Origin of the sequence: Streptomyces sp. NPDC002795 (genome assembly GCF_042888725.1) — a bacterium.
Classification (GTDB): domain Bacteria; phylum Actinomycetota; class Actinomycetes; order Streptomycetales; family Streptomycetaceae; genus Streptomyces.
Map to the genome: position 1 here is coordinate 40,409 of NZ_JBIAQB010000007.1, position 18,523 is coordinate 58,931.

The 18,523-nt window shown below is 71.9% G+C and carries 16 protein-coding genes; 8 read left to right on the forward strand and 8 right to left on the reverse strand.

All coding sequences use genetic code 11. From position 1 onward, the window contains the following. The first annotated feature begins 28 nt into the window (after positions 1 to 28). On the forward strand, positions 29 to 1,609 hold the full coding sequence (locus ACFYWS_RS21570; protein ID WP_389278956.1) for a hypothetical protein: 1,581 nt from the start codon (positions 29 to 31) through the stop codon (positions 1,607 to 1,609). A 53-nt stretch (positions 1,610 to 1,662) separates the two neighbouring features. On the opposite strand, the gene ACFYWS_RS21575 is transcribed toward ACFYWS_RS21570, so the two are convergent. Next, positions 1,663 to 3,171, reverse strand: a complete 1,509-nt coding sequence (locus ACFYWS_RS21575; protein ID WP_389278959.1) for a PLP-dependent aminotransferase family protein — start codon at positions 3,169 to 3,171, stop codon at positions 1,663 to 1,665. 64 nt (positions 3,172 to 3,235) lie between these two features. On the opposite strand from ACFYWS_RS21575, the gene ACFYWS_RS21580 reads away from it, so the two are divergent. From ACFYWS_RS21580 to ACFYWS_RS21595, 4 genes are all read left to right on the forward strand, one after another. Then, positions 3,236 to 3,946: a YitT family protein gene (locus ACFYWS_RS21580; protein ID WP_389278962.1), complete on the forward strand. Its 711-nt coding sequence runs from the start codon at positions 3,236 to 3,238 to the stop codon at positions 3,944 to 3,946. Next, positions 3,943 to 4,710 carry a glycerophosphodiester phosphodiesterase gene (locus ACFYWS_RS21585; RefSeq protein WP_389278964.1) on the forward strand — a complete coding sequence of 256 codons (768 nt, stop codon included), beginning with the start codon at positions 3,943 to 3,945 and terminating at the stop codon, positions 4,708 to 4,710. The genes ACFYWS_RS21580 and ACFYWS_RS21585 overlap by 4 nt, the downstream gene beginning before the upstream one ends. A 46-nt stretch (positions 4,711 to 4,756) precedes the next feature. Beyond that, a complete protein-coding gene (locus ACFYWS_RS21590; protein ID WP_389278967.1) occupies positions 4,757 to 6,112 on the forward strand; it encodes an MFS transporter in 1,356 nt (451 codons plus the stop codon). Between the two features lie 256 nt (positions 6,113 to 6,368). Beyond that, positions 6,369 to 6,749: an RNA polymerase-binding protein RbpA gene (locus tag ACFYWS_RS21595; protein WP_266721963.1), complete on the forward strand. Its 381-nt coding sequence runs from the start codon at positions 6,369 to 6,371 to the stop codon at positions 6,747 to 6,749. Positions 6,750 to 6,846: 97 nt separating this feature from the next. Here ACFYWS_RS21595 and fxsA read toward each other — a convergent pair whose 3' ends face one another. From fxsA to ACFYWS_RS21615, 4 genes are all read right to left on the reverse strand, one after another. Next, on the reverse strand, positions 6,847 to 7,443 hold the full coding sequence (fxsA, locus tag ACFYWS_RS21600; RefSeq protein WP_389278970.1) for an FxsA family membrane protein: 597 nt from the start codon (positions 7,441 to 7,443) through the stop codon (positions 6,847 to 6,849). A 58-nt stretch (positions 7,444 to 7,501) separates the two neighbouring features. Next, a complete protein-coding gene (locus tag ACFYWS_RS21605) occupies positions 7,502 to 8,275 on the reverse strand; it encodes a polyprenol monophosphomannose synthase (RefSeq protein WP_389278973.1) in 774 nt (257 codons plus the stop codon). Between the two features lie 532 nt (positions 8,276 to 8,807). Then, the gene (locus ACFYWS_RS21610; protein ID WP_389278976.1) at positions 8,808 to 10,430 is read right to left on the reverse strand and encodes an amidohydrolase; all 1,623 of its coding nucleotides are present in this window, start codon (positions 10,428 to 10,430) and stop codon (positions 8,808 to 8,810) included. A 1,238-nt stretch (positions 10,431 to 11,668) separates the two neighbouring features. Continuing rightward, positions 11,669 to 12,109 carry an Lrp/AsnC family transcriptional regulator gene (locus ACFYWS_RS21615; RefSeq protein WP_389278979.1) on the reverse strand — a complete coding sequence of 147 codons (441 nt, stop codon included), beginning with the start codon at positions 12,107 to 12,109 and terminating at the stop codon, positions 11,669 to 11,671. 233 nt (positions 12,110 to 12,342) lie between these two features. On the opposite strand from ACFYWS_RS21615, the gene ACFYWS_RS21620 reads away from it, so the two are divergent. After that, positions 12,343 to 12,795 carry a hypothetical protein gene (locus ACFYWS_RS21620; protein ID WP_389278982.1) on the forward strand — a complete coding sequence of 151 codons (453 nt, stop codon included), beginning with the start codon at positions 12,343 to 12,345 and terminating at the stop codon, positions 12,793 to 12,795. A 4-nt stretch (positions 12,796 to 12,799) separates the two neighbouring features. Here the strand turns inward: ACFYWS_RS21620 and ACFYWS_RS21625 are convergent, their stop codons facing one another. Beyond that, positions 12,800 to 13,918 carry a phosphotransferase family protein gene (locus ACFYWS_RS21625; protein WP_389278985.1) on the reverse strand — a complete coding sequence of 373 codons (1,119 nt, stop codon included), beginning with the start codon at positions 13,916 to 13,918 and terminating at the stop codon, positions 12,800 to 12,802. Positions 13,919 to 13,946: 28 nt separating this feature from the next. Further along, the gene (locus ACFYWS_RS21630; RefSeq protein ID WP_389279798.1) at positions 13,947 to 15,026 is read right to left on the reverse strand and encodes a hypothetical protein; all 1,080 of its coding nucleotides are present in this window, start codon (positions 15,024 to 15,026) and stop codon (positions 13,947 to 13,949) included. A 619-nt stretch (positions 15,027 to 15,645) separates the two neighbouring features. Here ACFYWS_RS21630 and ACFYWS_RS21635 point away from each other — a divergent pair. Continuing rightward, positions 15,646 to 15,768: a hypothetical protein gene (locus ACFYWS_RS21635; protein WP_389278988.1), complete on the forward strand. Its 123-nt coding sequence runs from the start codon at positions 15,646 to 15,648 to the stop codon at positions 15,766 to 15,768. Positions 15,769 to 15,791: 23 nt separating this feature from the next. Here ACFYWS_RS21635 and ACFYWS_RS21640 read toward each other — a convergent pair whose 3' ends face one another. Further along, positions 15,792 to 16,961, reverse strand: a complete 1,170-nt coding sequence (locus ACFYWS_RS21640; RefSeq protein WP_389278991.1) for an acyl-CoA dehydrogenase family protein — start codon at positions 16,959 to 16,961, stop codon at positions 15,792 to 15,794. Between the two features lie 308 nt (positions 16,962 to 17,269). Here ACFYWS_RS21640 and ACFYWS_RS21645 point away from each other — a divergent pair, with 308 nt between their 5' ends. After that, complete coding sequence (locus ACFYWS_RS21645; RefSeq protein ID WP_389278994.1) at positions 17,270 to 18,511, forward strand: glycoside hydrolase family 18 protein; 1,242 nt, start codon at positions 17,270 to 17,272, stop codon at positions 18,509 to 18,511. The last annotated feature ends 12 nt before the right edge of the window (positions 18,512 to 18,523 follow it).

Consider the following 18,523-nt stretch of genomic DNA (forward strand, 5'->3'; position numbering starts at 1 on the left):
CACCCGCACACACCTTCAGGAGAACGACGTGGCCAGGCGCCCACTCCCCCGCATTCTGAGCAACGGCAGCGCCACGATCGCCCGGAGCCGGGACATGGCTCGGACGGCCGCCGACGGTGCCACCGACGTCCTCCACCCCCTCATCACGGTCAGCCGTGGACTGCGCCGCCTGGCCGGTGCAGGGCGGCAGAAATGGGCGAACACCCCCAAGGAGAAGCGCGGACCGCTGCTCTTCCTGGTGGCCGCCGTCGTCCTGGTCGTGGTGTTCATTCCGTACGGTCCGCTGCTGGCGCTCATCACCCTGATGGCGGCGGCCGGATGGAAGGGGCGCGATCCGAAGCAGCCGGAGCAGACCGGCCCCGACGATTCGCAGGTACAGCGCCTCTCGTCCCTCTACGAGGCGCTTGTACCGTACTTCTCCGTAGCCGACGACCCGAGCCCGCTGTACGCGCACGGGGGCGACTGGGAGAAGGCCTTCGAGACGTTCGACTTCGACGGCGACGGCCGTGTCGACCGGATCGACATCCGCTACCCCGCGTACTTCACGGACGGGGAGGCGGCGTCGCGGGCCCGGATCGAGCAGCTGCTGCACGCCAAGCTCGGCCGGAGCCGCGAGTACCACTTCGCGTGGGACGAGGAGGGCAACCACCTGACGGTGAACGTGCTCGACCCGCTGCCCACGGACATCGCCGCCCAGTCCTTCGTGACCTCGCCCGGTGAGACCGTCCTCGGCTTCACCGACGGGACCGGCGTCCAGCGCACGCTGCCGGTACTGGCGGGCGAGGAGGAGCGGGACGCGCCGCCCGTCGTGTGGCGCACCGGCGTCCGCTCCACCGAACCGCACCTGCTGATCGCGGGGCAGCCGGGCAGCGGCACGACGTCCCTGCTGCGTTCCGTGGCGCTGCAGGCGCTGCGCCACGGTGACGTGTTGGTCGTCGAGGGCAGCGGCACGGGCGACTACGCGTGCCTGGTCGGCCGCTCCGGGGTCCTCGCCGTGGAGTGCGGGCTCGCCGGGGCGCTGACCAGTCTCGAATGGGCCGCGCACGAGACGGAGCGGCGGCTGATCTCCGCGAACCGGGCGCGACAGGCCGGGCACCCCACCCCGGACGACATCAAGCGCCCGCTGTGGGTCCTGCTGGACCGACCCAGCGCCCTGGGTCACCTCGCCGCCGCGGACGGCCGCAAGGACCCGCAGACGCTGCTCCAGGTACCTCTCAGGCACGGCCGCGCGGCCGGCGTGACGGTCGTCGTGGCCGAGCAGTTCGACAGCCTCGACGCCCTGATCGACCCGGTCCGGCAGCACACCCGCGCGCGCGTGGTGCTCGGCCCGGCCGCCCCGGAGGAGCTGCGGGACGTGCTCGGCACCGTGCCGCAGACGACGCCCACCGCCGACATCCCGGCGGGCCGCGGCTACGCACGCCTGGGCACAGGGCCGGTCCACCGCCTCCAGGTCCCCGCCACCCCGGACCCGTACGACGAGGCGACCAGCGAGGCCCACCGGCAGGCGGTCACGGCGCTCCTCCCGGAGCGCAGCACGCCGGCCGACGCGGCCATTCAGGCACCGGTCGAGGCGGTGCCCGAGGAGGCCGAGGCGCTGGCCGAGCGCTGAAAGCAAGGCGCTACACGAAAGCAGCATCGCTCTCCCACGAGAGCAGCGGTCTGCTACGCGATCAGGGTGCGCGGCACGTCCCCGCCCGCACCCTGACCGTCCCGGACGAGCTGCGCCGCCGCCGCGAGCCGCGCCGCCGCCTCGTCGGCCACGGCGCCGCCCACGGTGAACGGCAGCCGTACGTACCCCTCGAAGGCGCCGTCGACGCCGAAGCGGGGCCCCGAGGGGACGCGCACCCCGACCCGCTCGCCGAGCTCGGCGAGGCGGGAGCCCGAAAGGCCGCCGGCCTTCACCCACAGGGTGAGACCTCCGTTCGGCACGTCGAACTCCCAGTCGGGCAGCTCCCGCCGCACAGCGGTCACCAGCGCGTCACGGTTCCCGAGCGCCTGTGCGCGCCGCAGTGCGACGGCTTCTTCCCAACCTCCGGTGTTCAGCAGCCAGTTCACCGCCAGCTGTTCCAGGACCGGGGTGCCGAGGTCCGCGTACGCGCGCGCGGCGACCAGGCTGCGGATGACGTCGGGCGCGGCCCGCACCCAGCCGATCCGCATGCCCGCCCAGAACGCCTTGCTGGCCGAGCCGACCGTGATCACCGTGGAGCCCGCGGGGTCGAACGCACAGACCCGGCGCGGCATGGCCGCGCCCCCGCTGTCCCCGTCGAAGTGCAGCTCGGTCATGGTCTCGTCGACGACCAGCACGGTGCCCGCCGCGCGCGCGGAGTCGACCAGCGAGCGACGCTGCTCCTCGTCGGCGAGCGCGCCCGTCGGATTGTGGAAATCGGCGACTACGTAGGCGAGCCGGGGCGCCGCCTCGCGCAGCACCTGGCGCCAGCGGTCGAGGTCCCATCCCTGGAGCCCGTCGGCCATGGCGACGGGCACGAGCCTGAGGCCCGCCTCGCGCATCAGCTGGAGGATGTTCGCGTACGAGGGTGATTCCACGGCCACGCGTTCGCCGCGGCCCGCGAAGAGGTGGCAGATCGCGTCGATGGCGCCCATCGCGCCGGTCGTGACCATGATCTGTTCGGGCATGGTCGGGATGCCGTGCGCGGTGTACCGCTCGGCGATCATGGTGCGCAGTGCGGGCAGTCCCGCCGGGTAGTCGCCGTGGGTGTGGGCGTACGGCGGCAGTTCTTCCAGGGCGCCCTGTACGGCGCGGGTCAGCCATGGTTCGGGGGCGGGCAGGGCCGCCGTGCCGAGGTCGATCATGGAGCCGAGGGCCTCGGGCGGCAGGGGTTCCAGGCCGCGCGCGGGCAGCGGGTTCCCGGCGGGCACGGCGGTCCAGCTGCCCGCTCCCCTGCGGGACTCCAGGAATCCTTCGCCGCGCAGCGCCTCGTAGGCGGCCGCGACGGTGGTGCGGCTCACCGAGAGTGCCTGGGCGAGTTCGCGCTCGGCAGGAAGGCGCGTGGCCACCGGGACACGGCCCTCCAGGACGAGCAGGCGGATGCCGTCGGCGAGGGCGCGGTAGGCGGGCGGGCGGCGGGTGCCGGGGCCCGCGGGGCGCGGCTGCTGCGAGGTGAGCAGCCGGGCGAGCTGGGTCGAGCCGATCGCCGAAGTCCACTGGGCCATGCGAGCCAGTCCACCTTCCTCGAATTGGCCATGGTTGGCATCCGATTCCACGCCACACAGTGTCATGCGTCAGGCCACTACCACCACAGAGGGGCTCACCTTGTCCGCGTCTCCGTCCGTCCCGTCGCCCGGCGGCCCGCTCGTCCGCCGCCTCGTGCAGCTCTACGTAGGTCTCGCGCTGTACGGCGCCAGTTCGGCGCTCCTCGTGGAGGCGGGTCTCGGCCTGGAGCCCTGGGGCGTGCTGCATCAGGGGCTCGCCGAGCTGACGGGCATCTCCATCGGTGTCGTGTCGATCATCGCGGGCGCGGTCGTGCTGCTGCTGTGGATCCCGCTGCGGCAACGGCCCGGCCTCGGCACCGTCTCGAACGTCTTCGTGGTCGGCCTCGCGATCGACGGCACGCTCGCGGCCGTCCCGGATCCGCACTCCTACGGAGTGCGCATCCCGTTGATGCTGGCGGGCATCGTGCTCAACGGCGCCGCGACCGGGCTCTACATCGCGGCGAAGTTCGGTCCCGGCCCGCGCGACGGCCTGATGACCGGACTCCATCAGCGCACCGGCCGCTCGATCCGCCTGATGCGCACGGTCATCGAGATCGCCGTCGTGGCGAGCGGCTTCCTGCTCGGCGGCACGATCGGCGTCGGCACGGTCCTGTACGCCCTGTCGATCGGCCCGCTGGCGCAGTTCTTCCTGCGCGTCTTCGCCGTCCCCGCATCGCCCGCCGGCTCCCCCGCGGTCGCCGGCGGCTCACCTCTGCGGGCCATACTGCGACGGTGACCTCGCGCGTACGCCATCCCTACCTCGACCACCCGGGTCCGCTCGCGCTCGCCCACCGGGGCGGAGCGGCGGACGGCCTGGAGAACACCGTCGCCGCGTTCCGCCGTGCCGTGGAGCTCGGCTACCGCTACATCGAGACCGATGTGCACGCGACGTCCGACGGGCGCCTCGTCGCCTTCCACGACACCACGCTGGACCGGGTCACGGACGACGGCGGGAGGATCGCCGACCTCCCGTGGTCCACGGTGCGCCACGCGCGCGTGGCGGGCACCGAACCGGTGCCGCTCTTCGAGGAGTTGCTGGAGTCGTTCCCGCACGTGCGCTGGAACGTGGACGTCAAGGCGGAACCCGCCCTCGTGCCCCTCCTCGACCTGCTGCGCCGCACGCGCGCGTGGGACCGTGTCTGCGTCGGCTCCTTCTCCGAGGCCCGCGTCGCCCGCGCGCAGGCGCTCGCGGGCCCCCGCCTCGCCACGTCGTACGGCACCAGAGGCGTGCTGGGCCTGCGCCTTCGCTCGTACGGGATTCCGGCCGCGCTGCGCCGCTCCGCGGTCTGCGCCCAGGTGCCGGTGGCGCACTCGGGGGTTCCTGTGGTCGACCACCGCTTCGTGCGGGCCGCCCACGCGCGCGGGCTGCAGGTCCACGTGTGGACGGTGAACGACGAGAAGGAGATGCGGCGGCTTCTCGACCTCGGGGTCGATGGCATAGTTTCCGATCACATCGAGACGCTGCGGGACGTCCTCAAGGACCGGGGGGCGTGGGTCTGACCGCCATCCCGCGGCGCCGGACGGCGGGGACGGCAAGGGGACACGGGTGGGCACCGAGATCGCGCCGGAGGCGACGCAGGGGGCGTCCGCGGCTGCCGAGCGCAAGCGCGAGCAGCGCGGCTGGTACTTCTACGACTGGGCGTGCTCGGTCTATTCGACCAGTGTCCTGACGGTGTTCCTGGGGCCGTATCTGACCTCGATCGCGAAGGCCGCGGCGGACGCGGACGGCTTTGTGCACCCCTTGGGCATCCCGGTCCGCGCGGGCTCGTTCTTCGCGTACTCGGTCTCCCTGTCGGTGATCCTGTCGATCTTCGTGATGCCCCTCGCGGGCGCGGCCGCGGACCGTACGGGCCGCAAGAAGCCGTTGCTCGCGCTCTGCGCCTACATAGGCGCGGCGGCGACGGCCGGGATGTTCTTCTTGGACGGTGACCGCTATCTCCTGGGCGGCCTTCTCCTCGTGGTCGCGAATTCCTCGCTCGCCGTCTCGATGGTGCTCTACAACTCGTACCTGCCGCAGATCGCGCCCCCACAGGAGCGCGACGCGGTCTCCACGCGCGGTTGGGCCTTCGGTTACGCCTCGGGCGCTCTCGTCCTCATGGCGAACCTGGTGCTGTACACGGCCCACGACACCTTCGGTGTCTCCGAGTCGACGGCGGTACGCATCTGCCTGGCTTCGGCGGGCGTCTGGTGGGGCGCGTTCACCGTGGTGCCGCTACGCCGCCTGCGCGACCGGCGTACACAGGCCACGCCGGGTGGTACGGCCTCCGGCCCACGGCAGTTGCTGGCCACGGTGAAGGACATGCGCCGCCACCCGCTGACGCTCTCCTTCCTCCTGGCCTACCTGGTCTACAACGACGGCGTACAGACGGTGATCTCGCAGGCCTCCGTGTACGGCTCCGAGGAACTCGGGCTCGGCCAGTCGACGCTCATCGTGGCGGTGCTCCTCGTGCAGCTCCTGGCGGTGGCCGGGGCGCTCGCGATGGGCCGCCTCGCCCGTACGTACGGCGCCAAGCGCACGATCCTCGGCTCTCTCGTGGCGTGGACGGTGACGATCGGGGCCGGCTATTTCCTGCCTGCCGGGGCACCGGCCTGGTTCTCCGCGCTCGCCGCCGGCATCGGGCTCGTCCTGGGCGGCACCCAGGCGCTGTCCCGCTCGCTGTTCTCGCACCTCGTGCCGGCCGGCAAGGAGGCCGAGTACTTCTCCGCGTACGAGATGAGCGACCGCGGGATGAGCTGGGTGGGGCCCCTGGTGTTCGGCCTCGCGTACCAGCTGACCGGGAGTTATCGCGACGCGATCGTGTCCCTTGTGGCCTTCTTCGTGATCGGTTTTGTCCTGCTCGCGAGAGTTCCGGTCCAGCAGGCGGTGCGCGACGCGGGCAATTCCGTACCGGCCCGGATTTAGCACCTGAAGGCAAATCCCGGTAGTGTACGCGGTTGGCCTGCCAGGCGTACCGTTACTGCACGTCTAGATCGCGAAACGTTGGGTGACATCCTGCGTGAGATGTGACAAACCGGTCACCGGTGGGTACAACAAGGGGCGGCTACGACGGCGACGCATGACCCGGGAACCGGGAATCTTTACCGCCGACCGGACGTTGACCGGATGACGACGACAGCGACACCTGTCCTGTGGGCGACAAGCCCGGGAGGCACGATTCATGAGTGAGCGAGCTCTTCGCGGCACACGCCTCGTAGTGACCAGCTATGAGACGGACCGCGGCATCGACCTGGCCCCGCGCCAGGCCGTGGAGTACGCATGCGAGAAGGGACATCGCTTTGAGATGCCCTTCTCGGTGGAGGCCGAAATTCCGCCGGAGTGGGAGTGCAAGGTCTGCGGGGCCCAGGCACTCCTCGTGGACGGTGACGGCCCTGAGGAGAAGAAGGGGAAGCCGGCTCGTACGCATTGGGACATGCTGATGGAGCGGCGCACCCGTGAGGAGCTCGAAGAGGTCCTCGAGGAGCGTCTGGCAGTTCTGCGTTCGGGCGCGATGAACATCGCGGTGCACCCGCGGGACAACAGCGGCCGCAAGTCGGCCTGACTCCCAGAGGCACACCGCACAACGGCCGGGGCCGGACACACACCGTGTGTCCGGCCCCGGCCGTTCGTCGTGGTTGGCTCAGCCCGCCGTGGTCCCCTCAGGGGGTGAGCGGCGGCCGCGGGTCCGTGTCGTCCCCGCGCGGGCCCGGACGCTCGTCGTCCCTGATGACCTCGCCCTGGATCACGGTGGAGCCGGACTGCCGCATCCGGGCCTGCTGGAACGCGTCACCGAGCGGTCCCTGGCCCACCCCCGCGCCCATCTTCCGCTCGACCTTGCGCTCCGTGTACCGGCTCAGCGCCGTGCGCAGCGGCGGAACGAGCAGCAGCAGGCCGAGAACGTCCGAGACCAGCCCAGGGATCATCAGGAGGAGCCCCGCGAGCATCAGCAGCCCGTTGCCCTGCGAGCGCCGCTCAGTGGGCTTGGAGGCCTCGGGAGAGCCGCTCTGCTGGCGCTGCAGCGTCTCGGTGAGGTTCTTGAACGCGCGGCGCCCCGCGGACTTCATCACCACGGATCCGAGCACGATGCCGGCCACCAGCAGGATGCCGAGCGTGAAGCCGCCGATCGCGCCCGCCACCACCGTGAGCAGCCAGATCTCCAGGACCATCCAGGCCGCGACGCCGAGCGGCAGAAATCTGCGGAGCCGGGAGCGCCGGGCTCCGGTGGACGGATTGCGAGGCGGAGTGCCAGTGGTCATGCACCCAGTTTGCCTGGGGTCGGATGCGATTGGCATAAGCGGGGGTTCAAGATCGCTCTCAGCGATCGCCGGGCTTGCGGCCCAGGACCTTGCCCACCCGCGCCCCCACACCCCACGTGGTGACCCGCCACAGCGCCTCGACGACGATGTCCTTGCTCATCTTGGAGTCTCCCCGCTCGCGCTCCACGAAGGTGATGGGGACCTCGACCACGTGATAGCCCTCCCGCACCGCTCGACGGGCCAGGTCGACCTGGAAGCAGTAGCCCTGCGAGGCGACCTCGTCGAGACCGAGGCCCTCCAGGGTCTCGCGACGGAAGGCGCGGTAGCCGCCGGTGACGTCTCGGATCGGGACGTCCAGGAGGAGACGCGAGTACGTGGAGCCACCGCGGGAGATGAACTGGCGGGACTTGGGCCAGTTGACGATGCGCCCGCCCGGGACCCAGCGCGAGCCCAGGACGAGATCGGCGCCCTTGAGCGCGGTCAGCAGGCGGGGCAGCTCCTCCGGCTGGTGGGAGCCGTCGGCGTCCATCTCGACCAGGACGCCGTAGCCGTGCTCCATGCCCCAGGCGAAGCCCGCGAGGTAGGCGGCCCCCAGGCCCTCCTTGCCGGTGCGGTGCAGGACGTGCACCTGCTCGTCGTCGGCGGCCAGCTCGTCGGCGAGTTTGCCGGTGCCGTCGGGGCTGTTGTCGTCGGCGATCAGGACGTGCGCCGCGGGCACGGACTCCCGGACGCGGCCCACGACGGGCTTGATGTTCTCCGCCTCGTTATAGGTCGGGATGATCACCAAGGTCGTACCCAGAGGGCCGAACTTCCGCCCGCCGCCGTCGCTCACAGCTTCCCCTTAAAACTTCCGTCCACAGGGGGACCACCATAGCGAGCACCCCAGTTCACGCCGATAAGGCGCCCTGGGTCAGCTGGGGAGGGCCGGAAACGGAACCAATCACTGCGGATCGACGAATACTGCGGATCGGGGCCGGGCGTCCTTCGGGCCGACCTGGGGCCCGCTGGCTGCGGGTCGACCGAAAGCCGTTGTCTACTGAACGCCCGGGCCCCACCCGGGTCGCACCTGGCCGACCGGCCGGAACGTTCCAGCGCCCCGTGGCGCGGGCGCTGGGCCTGGCTCCCAGTGGTGGTGCGCCGGTGCGGCGCACCACCCCCTGACCCAGCTGCGTTCTACGACTGCCTGGATTTCCCCGGTCGTACCTGGAGGTGGTGGACCCGGCCGAACCTACCCGCCGACAGCCGCGCCTTGTCAACAGGCGTTCGACCTGCGGCTCTCTGTGAACTGCCCTGGTCAGCGCGGAGGATTCGCAGGTCGCACGGGACCGTGGCGCGGCAAGATCGAAGTCGTGGCGCCCCGGTTATCACTCGTCCGGCCCTACGAAGACCGTCTGACCGAAGACCACCGTCCGCAGGCAGACCGGGAGTTGGACTCCCGGGGAGAGGTCCGGCAGGCCGGGCGTTCCGGAGCGCGGGTCGGTCGACCAGCGGGACACACGGTCGTCCGGCGCCTGCACGACCAGCTCGTCCGTGCGCCAGACGGCGTAGTCGGCGGGGGCACCCGGGACGAGGATGCCCGCGTCGTCGCGGCCGACGGCACGCCAGCCCCCGCGCGTGTGGGCGGTGAACGCGGCGCGTACGGAGACGCGGTGTTCGGGCGCCCTGTGGAAAGCGGCGGCGCGGATCGTGCCCCACGGGTCGAGCGGGGTGACCGGGCTGTCGGACCCGAAGGCGAGCGGGACGCCGGCCTTCAGCAGGGCCGCGTACGGGTTGAGGGTGCGTGCACGCTCCACGCCGAGGCGGTCGGCGTACATGCCGTCCTCGCCGCCCCACAGGGCGTCGAAGGCGGGCTGTACGGAGGCGGTGAGGCCGAACTCCGCGAAGGCGGCGACGGTTTCGGGGGTGAGCATCTCGGCGTGCTCCACGCGGTGCCTGGACGCGCGTACGCGCGCGAGGCCGACCTTTTCGGCGGCGGCGCGCATACCGTCGACCACGGCGGTGACGGCGGCGTCACCGATGGCGTGGAAGCCGGCCTGGAGGCCGGACTCCGTACAGGCGACTACGTGGGCGGCGATTTCCGCGGCCGACATGTAGGCGGTGCCGTTGTGCGGCGCGTCGGCGATGTCCGCGTAGGGCTCGTGCAGGCACGCCGTGTGGGAGCCGAGGGCGCCGTCGACGAACAGGTCGCCCGCGGCGCCCAGCGCGCCGAGGGCGCGGGCGCGCTCGATGTCACGGTCCGCCCAGTAGCCGGCGACGCGCGGGCCCGGCTCGGAGCGGGCGAGGTCGAGCAGGCCGGTGAAGTCGTCCTCGGAGGAGATGTCGGGGCCCGCACACTCGTGGATCGAGCCGATGCCGAGCGACGCGGCGTGCTGGAGTGCGGCGCGCTGGGCCTCCGTACGTTGCTGGGGGCCCACGGCGGCGAGCGCGGCGGCGCGGACGGCGTGGTGGGCGGCGCGGGTGAGAGGGCCCTCAGGGGCGAATCCGGGGCGGTCCGCGATGCCGGGGACGAGGTCGAGGAGGGCGGTGCTGACGGCGGCCGAGTGCACGTCGATGCGGGAGAGGTAGACGGGGCGGCCCGCCGTGGCCTCGTCGAGTTCCGCGCGGGTGAGGGGGGTGCGGTCGGGCCAGCGGGCGGCGTCCCAGCCGTGGCCGAGGAGGACGCGGTCGGTGGGGTTGGCGGCGGCGTGTTCCCGTACGAGGGTCAGGGCTTCGGCGCGGGTGCGGGCGGCCGTGAGGTCGAGGCCGGTGAGGGCGAGGCCGGTCGACGTGGTGTGGACGTGGGCGTCGGTGAACGCGGGGGTCACCAGGGCGCCGTCGAGGTCGATCACCTCGTCCACGCCGTCCGTGAACGCGTCCGCGGCGCCCTCCGAGCCGACCCAGGCGATGTGGCCCGCCTCCACGACCATGGCGGTGGCGAAGGGGTCGGCCGGGCTGTGGATCTCGCCTTGCCGAAGGAGGACGGTGCGGGGGGTGGGGGGCGTGCTCATGGTGACAGTTTCCCGTGTCCGGGGGGTGGGGTGTGGCGGGGGGTGGTGGACGCGGGGCTTTTTGACCTGTGCCGGGGCGGGGCGTTCCGTCATCTTCGGGCGGTGCCGGGGGTCTGGGGGCCTGCCGGGGGCGGCGCCCTTCTCATCATTGCGCGGCACCGGGGGGCCGGGGGGCGCCGGGGGCGGCGCCCCTCTCCTCGTCGCGCGGCACCGGGGGTCCGGGGGGTCGCCGGGGGCGGCGCCCTCCGTCACCGTCGCGCGGCACTGGGGCCCAGGGGCCCGCCGGGGGCGGCGCCCTTCTCATCGTCACGCGGCACCGGGGGTCCGGGGGGTCGCCGGGGGCGGCGCCCTCCGTCACCGTCGCGCGGCACCGTGCGCCGCCTTGCCCACCCTGCCGCCCAAGGCGGCAGATTGCCCAAGTCGGGGGCGGCGGCGGCCGTAGGAGGTAGGGAGGCGCCCGACGGCCACGCACCCCAGGCAGCGGCGGCGGCCGTAGGAGGTAGGGAGACGCTCCGGCGGCCGGTAGCCCGAGGCGGGGGCGGCGACGGCCGCAAGGGGCCGGGGAGGCGCTCCGGCGGCCAGGCAACCCCAGGCGGGGGCAGCGACGACCGCAAAGGGGCGGGAGACGTTCCAGCGGCCGGGCGCCCGAGGCACGGGCAGCGACGACCGCAAGGGACCGGGGAGGCGCTCCGGCGGCCAGGCAACCCCAGGCGGGGGCAGCGACGACCGCAAAGGGGCGTGGAAGCGCTCCGTCGACCAGGCAACCCCAAGCGGGGCGGCGACGACCGTACGGGGCAAGGAGGCGCTCCGACGGCCGGGGGCCGTCCCAGGCGGGGTGACGTCGGCCGTACGGGGCAGGGAGACGTTCCGACGGCCGGGCGCCCCAGGCGGGGCCAGCGACGGCCGCAAAGGGGTGAGGAGACGCTCCGGCGGCCGGGCAACCCAGTCGCGGGCGGCACCCCGTCGGACCGACGCCCCCGGAGGGGGCGGGTGGGTGGGAGATGAGCGGGTGAGTGGGGAGATAAAACAGGTGGACGCTCGCCCGACGCCCGACGCCCGACGCCGAGGGCCGAAGGCCGAAGGCCAAAGGCCGTTCAGCGCCGCGCCGAACCGGTCTCGCCCCGCCCCACCGGACCGGCCCTCGCCCCGGACCGACCCTCACCTCCGACCGGCCCTCGCCCCGGACCGGCCCCCGTCCCGGACCGGCCCCGTCCCGCCAGGCCGCATCGGCTCGACGACTAGACCTGCGGGGGTCTCGCCTCGTACGGCGTGGAGAGGACGACCGTCGTGCGGGTGGAGACGCCTGCGAGGGAGCGGACGCGGGCCAGGAGGTTTTCCAGGTCGTGGGGCGTCTCGACGCGGACCTTGAGGATGTAGTTCTCGTCGCCGGCCACGCTGTGGCACGCCTCGATCTCGGGGACGCCCGCGAGGCGCTCCGCGATGTCGTCGGGGGCGCTCGGGTCGAACGGTTTCACCGAGATGAACGCGGTGAGCGGCAGGCCGACCGACTCCGGGTCGACGACCGCGGCGTAGCCGCGGATCACGCCGCGCTGTTCGAGGCGGCGCACCCGCTGGTGCACCGCGGACGTGGACAGGCCCGTGGCCTTGCCCAGGTCGGTGTAGCTCATCCGCCCGTCCTTGACGAGCAGCTGCACAATCTGTCGGTCGAGCTCCTCCATGCCGCTGAACCTACCGGTCCCTTGATCCCCACGGATACCTGAAGGATCGAGATGGGCGATACGTCTACCGCCAGGCGGGCGAGTTCATTCGGCATGTGACGAACACCACAGGCCTCAGACCGTGTCCACCGGCATGGAGTGATTACCTCGACGAGCAGCCGGGAAATGCTTGCTGTGGTCGAGGCCGCACCTCATGGACATCCGCGGCCGGCCCACCCGAGGGGGAGAATCCCATGCAGAGTGTGAAGCGTTCCGGACGTCCTGGCGCGCGCGGCCGCCAGCAGGCGATCGCCGAACCCCAGCCGGAGGGCGTCGAATCCGACGCCTTCGACCTGGCCGGGGACGAGGGGGACGGGTATGAGACGTTCGAGATGTACCGGGTGGCCTGCCCCGACTGCGGCAAGGCCATCGCCCTCCTCGCGGAGGAGGACGTGCTGCCGGAGCACGCCCATGTGACGTCACCGTGGGACCCGTTCGGGCTCACCGTCTGCGTCGGCAGCGGCAGGGCCGTCACGGCGGCCCTGCCCACGGACGACCTGGTGGGAACCCAAGAGCAGGACGCCGCCCTCCTGTTGACGCTCCCTCAGGGGCTCGACTGGCGTACGCAGCCCTTCTCGCACGCCGGCGGCGCCGGATCGCGCCCCATCCGGGTGCCCGACCAGCCCTACCGCCGGGCCGCCGCCTGACCCGCTACGACCTGTCGGCCCAGTAACTGCCCCGCACCATGGCCCGCAAGCTGTCATGGTGCAGGATCAGTGTGTCCGGGTCCGCGGGCTCGGTGGCCTCGCCGAAGTGGATCTGCCGGCAGGCGACGCGAAGCATCACGACGGCGTGCCGCAGGGCCGCGTAGAGCGTGTAGAACTCCATGTCGCGCGGGGTGTGTCCGGTGAGCCGGGCGTAGCGCGCCTCGACGCGGTCGCGGCGCAGGAACTCCGGCAGGCCGCGCTGACCGAAGGTCTCGGTCAGGTCCTGGAAGAAGCGGTGGAGGTACACCGTCCAGCCGAGGTCGACCTCGCGCGGGGCGAGCGCGGCCATCTCCCAGTCGAGGACGGCGGCGGGTGCGAACCCGTCCTGCTCGTAGATGATGTTGCCGATGCGGGCGTCGCCCCAGTTGAGGACCGGGGCGCCCTCCCGCTCCGGCCACAATCCCTCCAGACGGGCGAAGGCGCTCTCGATGAGGGGCGAGGGGCTGCGGCCCCTCACCACCCATGCGTAGTAGGCGCGTTGGGTATTCACGTGCCGGCGCAGGGGGCTTCCCTCCCCCGGCAGTTCCAGGAAGGACGCCTCGGCCGCCGGCACGCCGTCGTGCAGTCGCGCCAGCACCTGGATGCTCGCGCCCTCCAGGCGTTCCCGCTCGTCGTCGGTCGCCTCGTGCAGCCAATTCCCCTCGTACGTATAGGGCATGACGTCGGGTGGCACGCGGCCCGCCACCCGTTCCATGACGAAGAACGGGGCGCCGAGCGGCCCGGCGTCCTCCTCCAGCCACAACACGCGCGGCACCGGAAGCCCGGTGCGCTCGGCCGCGAGGCGCATCGTCCGGTACTGGCGCGGCATGTCGTACACCGGGAAAATCGTGTACGCAGACGGGTCCGCGGCCAGCCGCAACGCACAGGCGCGTACGGGGGGTTCGGGGTGCTCGATGTCGAAGAGCAGGGTCTCGCTCGACATGCCGTTGGACTCGGGGACGGTGACGTTCACCGCCTTCGCCCCGGGCAGCCGGTGGCCGAGCCACGCGGTCAGGCGTCGGGCGATCTCCTCGGGCTCGCGGGTGGACGTGCGGGGCCTGGGCTGTCGCGGTGCTGTCGCCATCGCCGAACTCCCTGTCCGTGAGGGGTGGTTACGACCGCTCGGGAGCCGGGGCCACCGAGTCGAAGCCGGTGAAGCCGCTCGGATCGTGGCGGCCGAAGGACCCGTGCTCGAAGATGCCGTGCCCGACCTGCCCGTCGAGGGTGAAGCGGGCGGCGTGGTCGATGACCCCGTACGCGGCCCGGGGGTGGGCCGTCGGGTCCGACAGGTCGTACGTCCGCCGCTCGCACCAGTCGTGACCGCGCCAGGTCCCGTGCTGCCAGTCGTCGGCAGGTGGGTAGCCCGCGCCGACGGCGAGCGGGGAGGAGGCGAGGATCTCGACGTCCACATCGAGGGGTTTGCGGTCGACCGGGTCCATGAGGTGGATGACCGCGCGCTCGGGGTGGCGGGTGCCGGGCCGGTAGGTGATGTCGGTCTGCGGCCAGCCGAGTTGGCGGTCGCGGTGGCCCTCGCGGACGACCGTGGCGTCGTTCAGGGTGCGGTAACCGTCGGCGTCCTCCTGGGTGATCACCATGAGGAAGCGGTCGTCGAAGCGGATCGGTGCCCAGATCCAGTGGAAGCCCTCGGTGGGGTACTCCTGCGCGAGCCGGCCGCCCTCCTCGCCCGGCACCGGCCGCACCCCCCAACTCCGGTCCCTGGTCCCGGTCCAGTCGCTCAGCCGGATCTCCCGGCCCCCGATCCGCAGCCACCCGTCGCACCGCCCCGCCTGCACGAACCGCTTGCCCTCCAGGGTGAGCCGCGCCCCCTTGCGCTGCGTGTGGTGCGGCTCCCACAGGGCCGGGAAGTCGGCGCTCCAGTTGATCTCGTACGAGAGCCCGTCGGGGTCGTCCGGGTCGGCGGCGCAGCTGAGGATGAAGTCCTTGAGGGGGCGCTCGACCAGGATCTTCAGCGGGCCGACCTGCATGTTCATCCGCGTCTCTTCGCTCAGGGCGTCGGAGGCGCGGACCGCGTGCAGGGTGTCGCCGATGCGCAGGGTGGCGTAGGCGTCGATCACGCCCAGGTTCGGATAGACGCCGAGGCCGAGGATGAGCAGGAACCGGCCCTCGGGGTCGAAGAGATGGAAGATGCAGCGGTCGTAGGCGTTGCGGTCGCTGGTGGCGACGTGCTTCATCGACAGCGGGACCTGGTGGATGGGCCACTCGTCGAAGGCGACAGGACGGTCGACGGCCTCGTCTGCGGACACGGCAAACCTCCCTGGGGGCACGGTGGTTGGCGTCGCCCGGAGGGGTGCGGCCTGCCCGGCGGCGGAGTTGACGGTACGTCAGCTCGGCTTGGCTGGCCAGATGTTCGACCGGCCCGTGCCACGCGTACGAGTTTGGGGTGAACTGACGCTCGAATTCGTCAACCGGTGACCTCGCCGATCCCTCTTTCGTTGAAAGGGCATGACCTCGACGCAGACCTCGGCACCTGCGCCCACGGGACGACGCAGGCGCATCCTCGTGCCGGTTACCGCAGAATCGGTTCACCAGAACCGGCAGTCCCCCACGTCCCACCCGCTTCCCCAGGGCCGGCAGGTGCCACAGGAACAGCAGCCCCCGCACACGTCACAGGTTCAGCGCACCCCGCAGGCCGCACTGCCCCCGCCGCCAGCCACGCCCCCGGCCGCACAACCCCCGCAACCTCCCGCGCTCCAGCCCGCGGGGCCGCAGCCGCTCCCCCGGCCGCAGCAGGCCCGGCCGCCGCAGCCGCCCCAGCCGCGTCTGCACAACCCCCCGATCTACCAGGCGCTGATGACGGCCTGGACCGAGCGCGGCAGGACACTGCCGGGGCGCGAGGACCCGGAGTGGGCGCGGTTGATCGCGCCCACTGTGCGCCCCGGGCAGTTCAGCGCGGTGCAGAGCGCCCGGCAGTAGGTCCCGCGGCGTCGCGGGGCTACCTACTGCCGGCCCCTCTCAGGACCGGCGAGGTGACGGGCGATGACCATGCGCTGGATCTGATTGGTGCCCTCGACGATCTGGAGCACCTTCGCCTCGCGCATCAGGCGCTCCACGGGGAAGTCGGCCGTGTAGCCGTACCCCCCGAGGACCTGCACCGCGTCCGTGGTGACCTTCATCGCGGCGTCCGTACACAGCAGCTTCGCCATGGCGGCCTGCTTGGAGAAGGGCCTGCCCGCGTCCCGCAGCCGGGCCGCCGACAGATACAGGGCGCGGCCCGCCTCTATCTGCGTGGCCATGTCCGCGAGCATGAAGCGCAGGCCCTGGAAGTCCGCGACGGGCCGGCCGAACTGGGTGCGCCCCTTCGCGTACTCCACCGCCGCGTCGAGCGCGGCCTGCGCGACGCCGACCGCGCAGGCCGCGATTCCGAGGCGGCCCGAGTCGAGCGCCGAGAGGGCGATCTGGAAGCCCTGCCCCTCGTCCCCGAGACGGCGCGCGTCGCTCACCCGCACTCCGTCGAAGTGGATCTGGGCGGTGGGCGAGCCCTTCATGCCCATCTTCTTCTCGGGGACCGCCGCGCTCAGCCCCGCCGCGTCACCGGGCACCAGGAACGCCGTGATGCCGTGCGCGCCCTCGCCGCCGGTGCGGGCCAGGACCGTGTAGAAGTCCGCGACGCCGCCGTGGGTGATCCAGGCCTTCGTTCCCGTGAGCACCCACGCGTCGCCGTCGCGGATCGCCTTGGTGCGCAAGGACGCCGCGTCGGAGCCGGAGGACGGCTCGGAGAGGCAGTAGGCACCGAGCAGGCCGCCGCCCAGCATGTCGGGCAGGTGCTCGGTGCGCTGCTGCTTCGTCCCGAAGTTCGCGAGGGCGTGGCAGGACAGCGAGTGCACGCTGACGCCGAGGCCCACCGTGAGACGGGCGGCCGCGAGTTCCTCCAGGACCTGGAGATAGACCTCGTACGGCTGCTCGCCGCCGCCGAACTCGGCATCGTAGGGCAGTCCGAGCAGTCCCGACTCGGAGAGGAGGCGGAAGGTCTCGCGCGGGAAGCGGCCCGCCTCCTCGTCCTCGGCCGCGCGCGGGGCGATCTCCCGCTGCACGATGTCGCGGACGAGCCGCATCAGATCCTGAGCTTCGTCCGTCGGCAACTGACGCTCGACTCCTGGCTCCGGCATGGCGACGCTCTCCTCCCTGGGCGGGCGCTGCGGCGGCGGCCGCCGGGTGGGCGGGCGTCGCCGGATGGTCGGTGCCGGGCCGATGCTGCCCTTCCGGATCACGGAAAGCGCAGACCAAGCGGCCGCGGCGTGTTGAGTATTCCCGATCCGGAGCGGCCCGTCACTGGTTAACGACCGCTTACTCCAAGTTTTTCGGCGGCGGCGGAATTGGTTCGTACCATTGACCCCACTGGTCTAGTCCTTCTAAGGTGCGGCGCGCAGGTCCACAGCACGATCCCCCACGCTCCCCTCCCCCACGAGGAGACACGATGCTCAGACCGCACCTCCCCCGAAGGGGCCTCAAGACCCTCCTCTCCGCCGCATGTTGCGCCGTCCTCGGCGCGGGGCTGCTCGCCGGAGCGGGCAGCGCCGCCGCACAGCAGCAGACCGACACCGAGCCGAAAGCGGCCGGCTCGAAGGCCGTCGGATACTTCACCGAGTGGGGTGTCTACGACCGGAACTACCACGTCAAGAACGTCGAGAGCTCAGGCTCCGCGGACCGGCTCACGCACATCAACTACGCCTTCGGCAACGTCCAGGGCGGCAAGTGCGCGATGGGCGACGCCTACGCCGCGACCGACAAGGCGTACACGGCGGATCAGTCCGTGGACGGTGTCGCCGACACCTGGGACCAGCCGCTGCGCGGCAACTTCAACCAGCTGCTGAAGCTGAAGAAGAAGCACCCGGACCTCAAGGTCCTCTGGTCCTTCGGCGGTTGGACCTGGTCGGGCGGTTTCGGTGAGGCGGCCAAGGACCCGGCCGCGTTCGCCCAGTCCTGCTACGACCTGGTCGAGAACTCCAAGTGGGCCGATGTCTTCGACGGCATCGACATCGACTGGGAGTACCCGAACGCCTGCGGCCTCACCTGCGACACCAGCGGGCGCGACGCCTACAAGAACCTGATGTCGGCGCTGCGTGCGAAGTTCGGCGGCGACTACCTGGTCACCTCCGCCATCCCGGCCGACGCCTCGGAGGGCGGCAAACTGGACGCCGCCGACTACGCGGGCACCGCCCAGTACGTCGACTGGTACAACCCGATGACGTACGACTACTTCGGCGCCTGGGACGCGCAGGGGCCCACGGCCCCTCACTCGCCGCTGACCACGTACGACGGGATCCCGAAGGCGAGCTGGAACTCCGCGGACACCATCGCCAAGCTCAAGGCGATGGGCGTGCCCGCCTCCAAGCTGCTGCTCGGGATCGGGTTCTACGGGCGCGGCTGGACCGGCGTCACACAGGACACTCCCGGTGGCACGGCGACCGGGCCCGCGGCCGGCAAGTACGAGCAGGGCATCGACGACTACAAGGAGCTCAAGAGCAAGTGCCCGGCCACCGGCACGGTCGGCGGCACCGCGTACGCGCACTGCGGGAGCAACTGGTGGAGCTACGACACCCCGCAGACCATCGCCGGGAAGATGGACTACAAGAACGAGCAGGGCCTGGGCGGCACGTTCTTCTGGGAGCTGTCCGGGGACACCTCGGACGGTGAGCTGATCAAGTCGATCAACTAGCCCCACAGACGA

Bases quoted from the DNA above. Each gene is read 5' to 3' on its own strand.
- ACFYWS_RS21575 (WP_389278959.1), bottom strand. From the start codon at position 3,171: ATGGCCCAGTGGACTTCGGCGATCGGCTCGACCCAGCTCGCCCGGCTG.
- ACFYWS_RS21580 (WP_389278962.1), top strand. From the start codon at position 3,236: ATGCGTCAGGCCACTACCACCACAGAGGGGCTCACCTTGTCCGCGTCT.
- ACFYWS_RS21595 (WP_266721963.1), top strand. From the start codon at position 6,369: ATGAGTGAGCGAGCTCTTCGCGGCACACGCCTCGTAGTGACCAGCTAT.
- fxsA (WP_389278970.1), bottom strand. From the start codon at position 7,443: ATGACCACTGGCACTCCGCCTCGCAATCCGTCCACCGGAGCCCGGCGC.
- ACFYWS_RS21610 (WP_389278976.1), bottom strand. From the start codon at position 10,430: ATGAGCACGCCCCCCACCCCCCGCACCGTCCTCCTTCGGCAAGGCGAG.
- ACFYWS_RS21615 (WP_389278979.1), bottom strand. From the start codon at position 12,109: ATGGAGGAGCTCGACCGACAGATTGTGCAGCTGCTCGTCAAGGACGGG.
- ACFYWS_RS21620 (WP_389278982.1), top strand. From the start codon at position 12,343: ATGCAGAGTGTGAAGCGTTCCGGACGTCCTGGCGCGCGCGGCCGCCAG.
- ACFYWS_RS21625 (WP_389278985.1), bottom strand. From the start codon at position 13,918: ATGGCGACAGCACCGCGACAGCCCAGGCCCCGCACGTCCACCCGCGAG.
- ACFYWS_RS21630 (WP_389279798.1), bottom strand. From the start codon at position 15,026: ATGAAGCACGTCGCCACCAGCGACCGCAACGCCTACGACCGCTGCATC.
- ACFYWS_RS21635 (WP_389278988.1), top strand. From the start codon at position 15,646: ATGACGGCCTGGACCGAGCGCGGCAGGACACTGCCGGGGCGCGAGGAC.
- ACFYWS_RS21640 (WP_389278991.1), bottom strand. From the start codon at position 16,961: ATGCCGGAGCCAGGAGTCGAGCGTCAGTTGCCGACGGACGAAGCTCAG.
- ACFYWS_RS21645 (WP_389278994.1), top strand. From the start codon at position 17,270: ATGCTCAGACCGCACCTCCCCCGAAGGGGCCTCAAGACCCTCCTCTCC.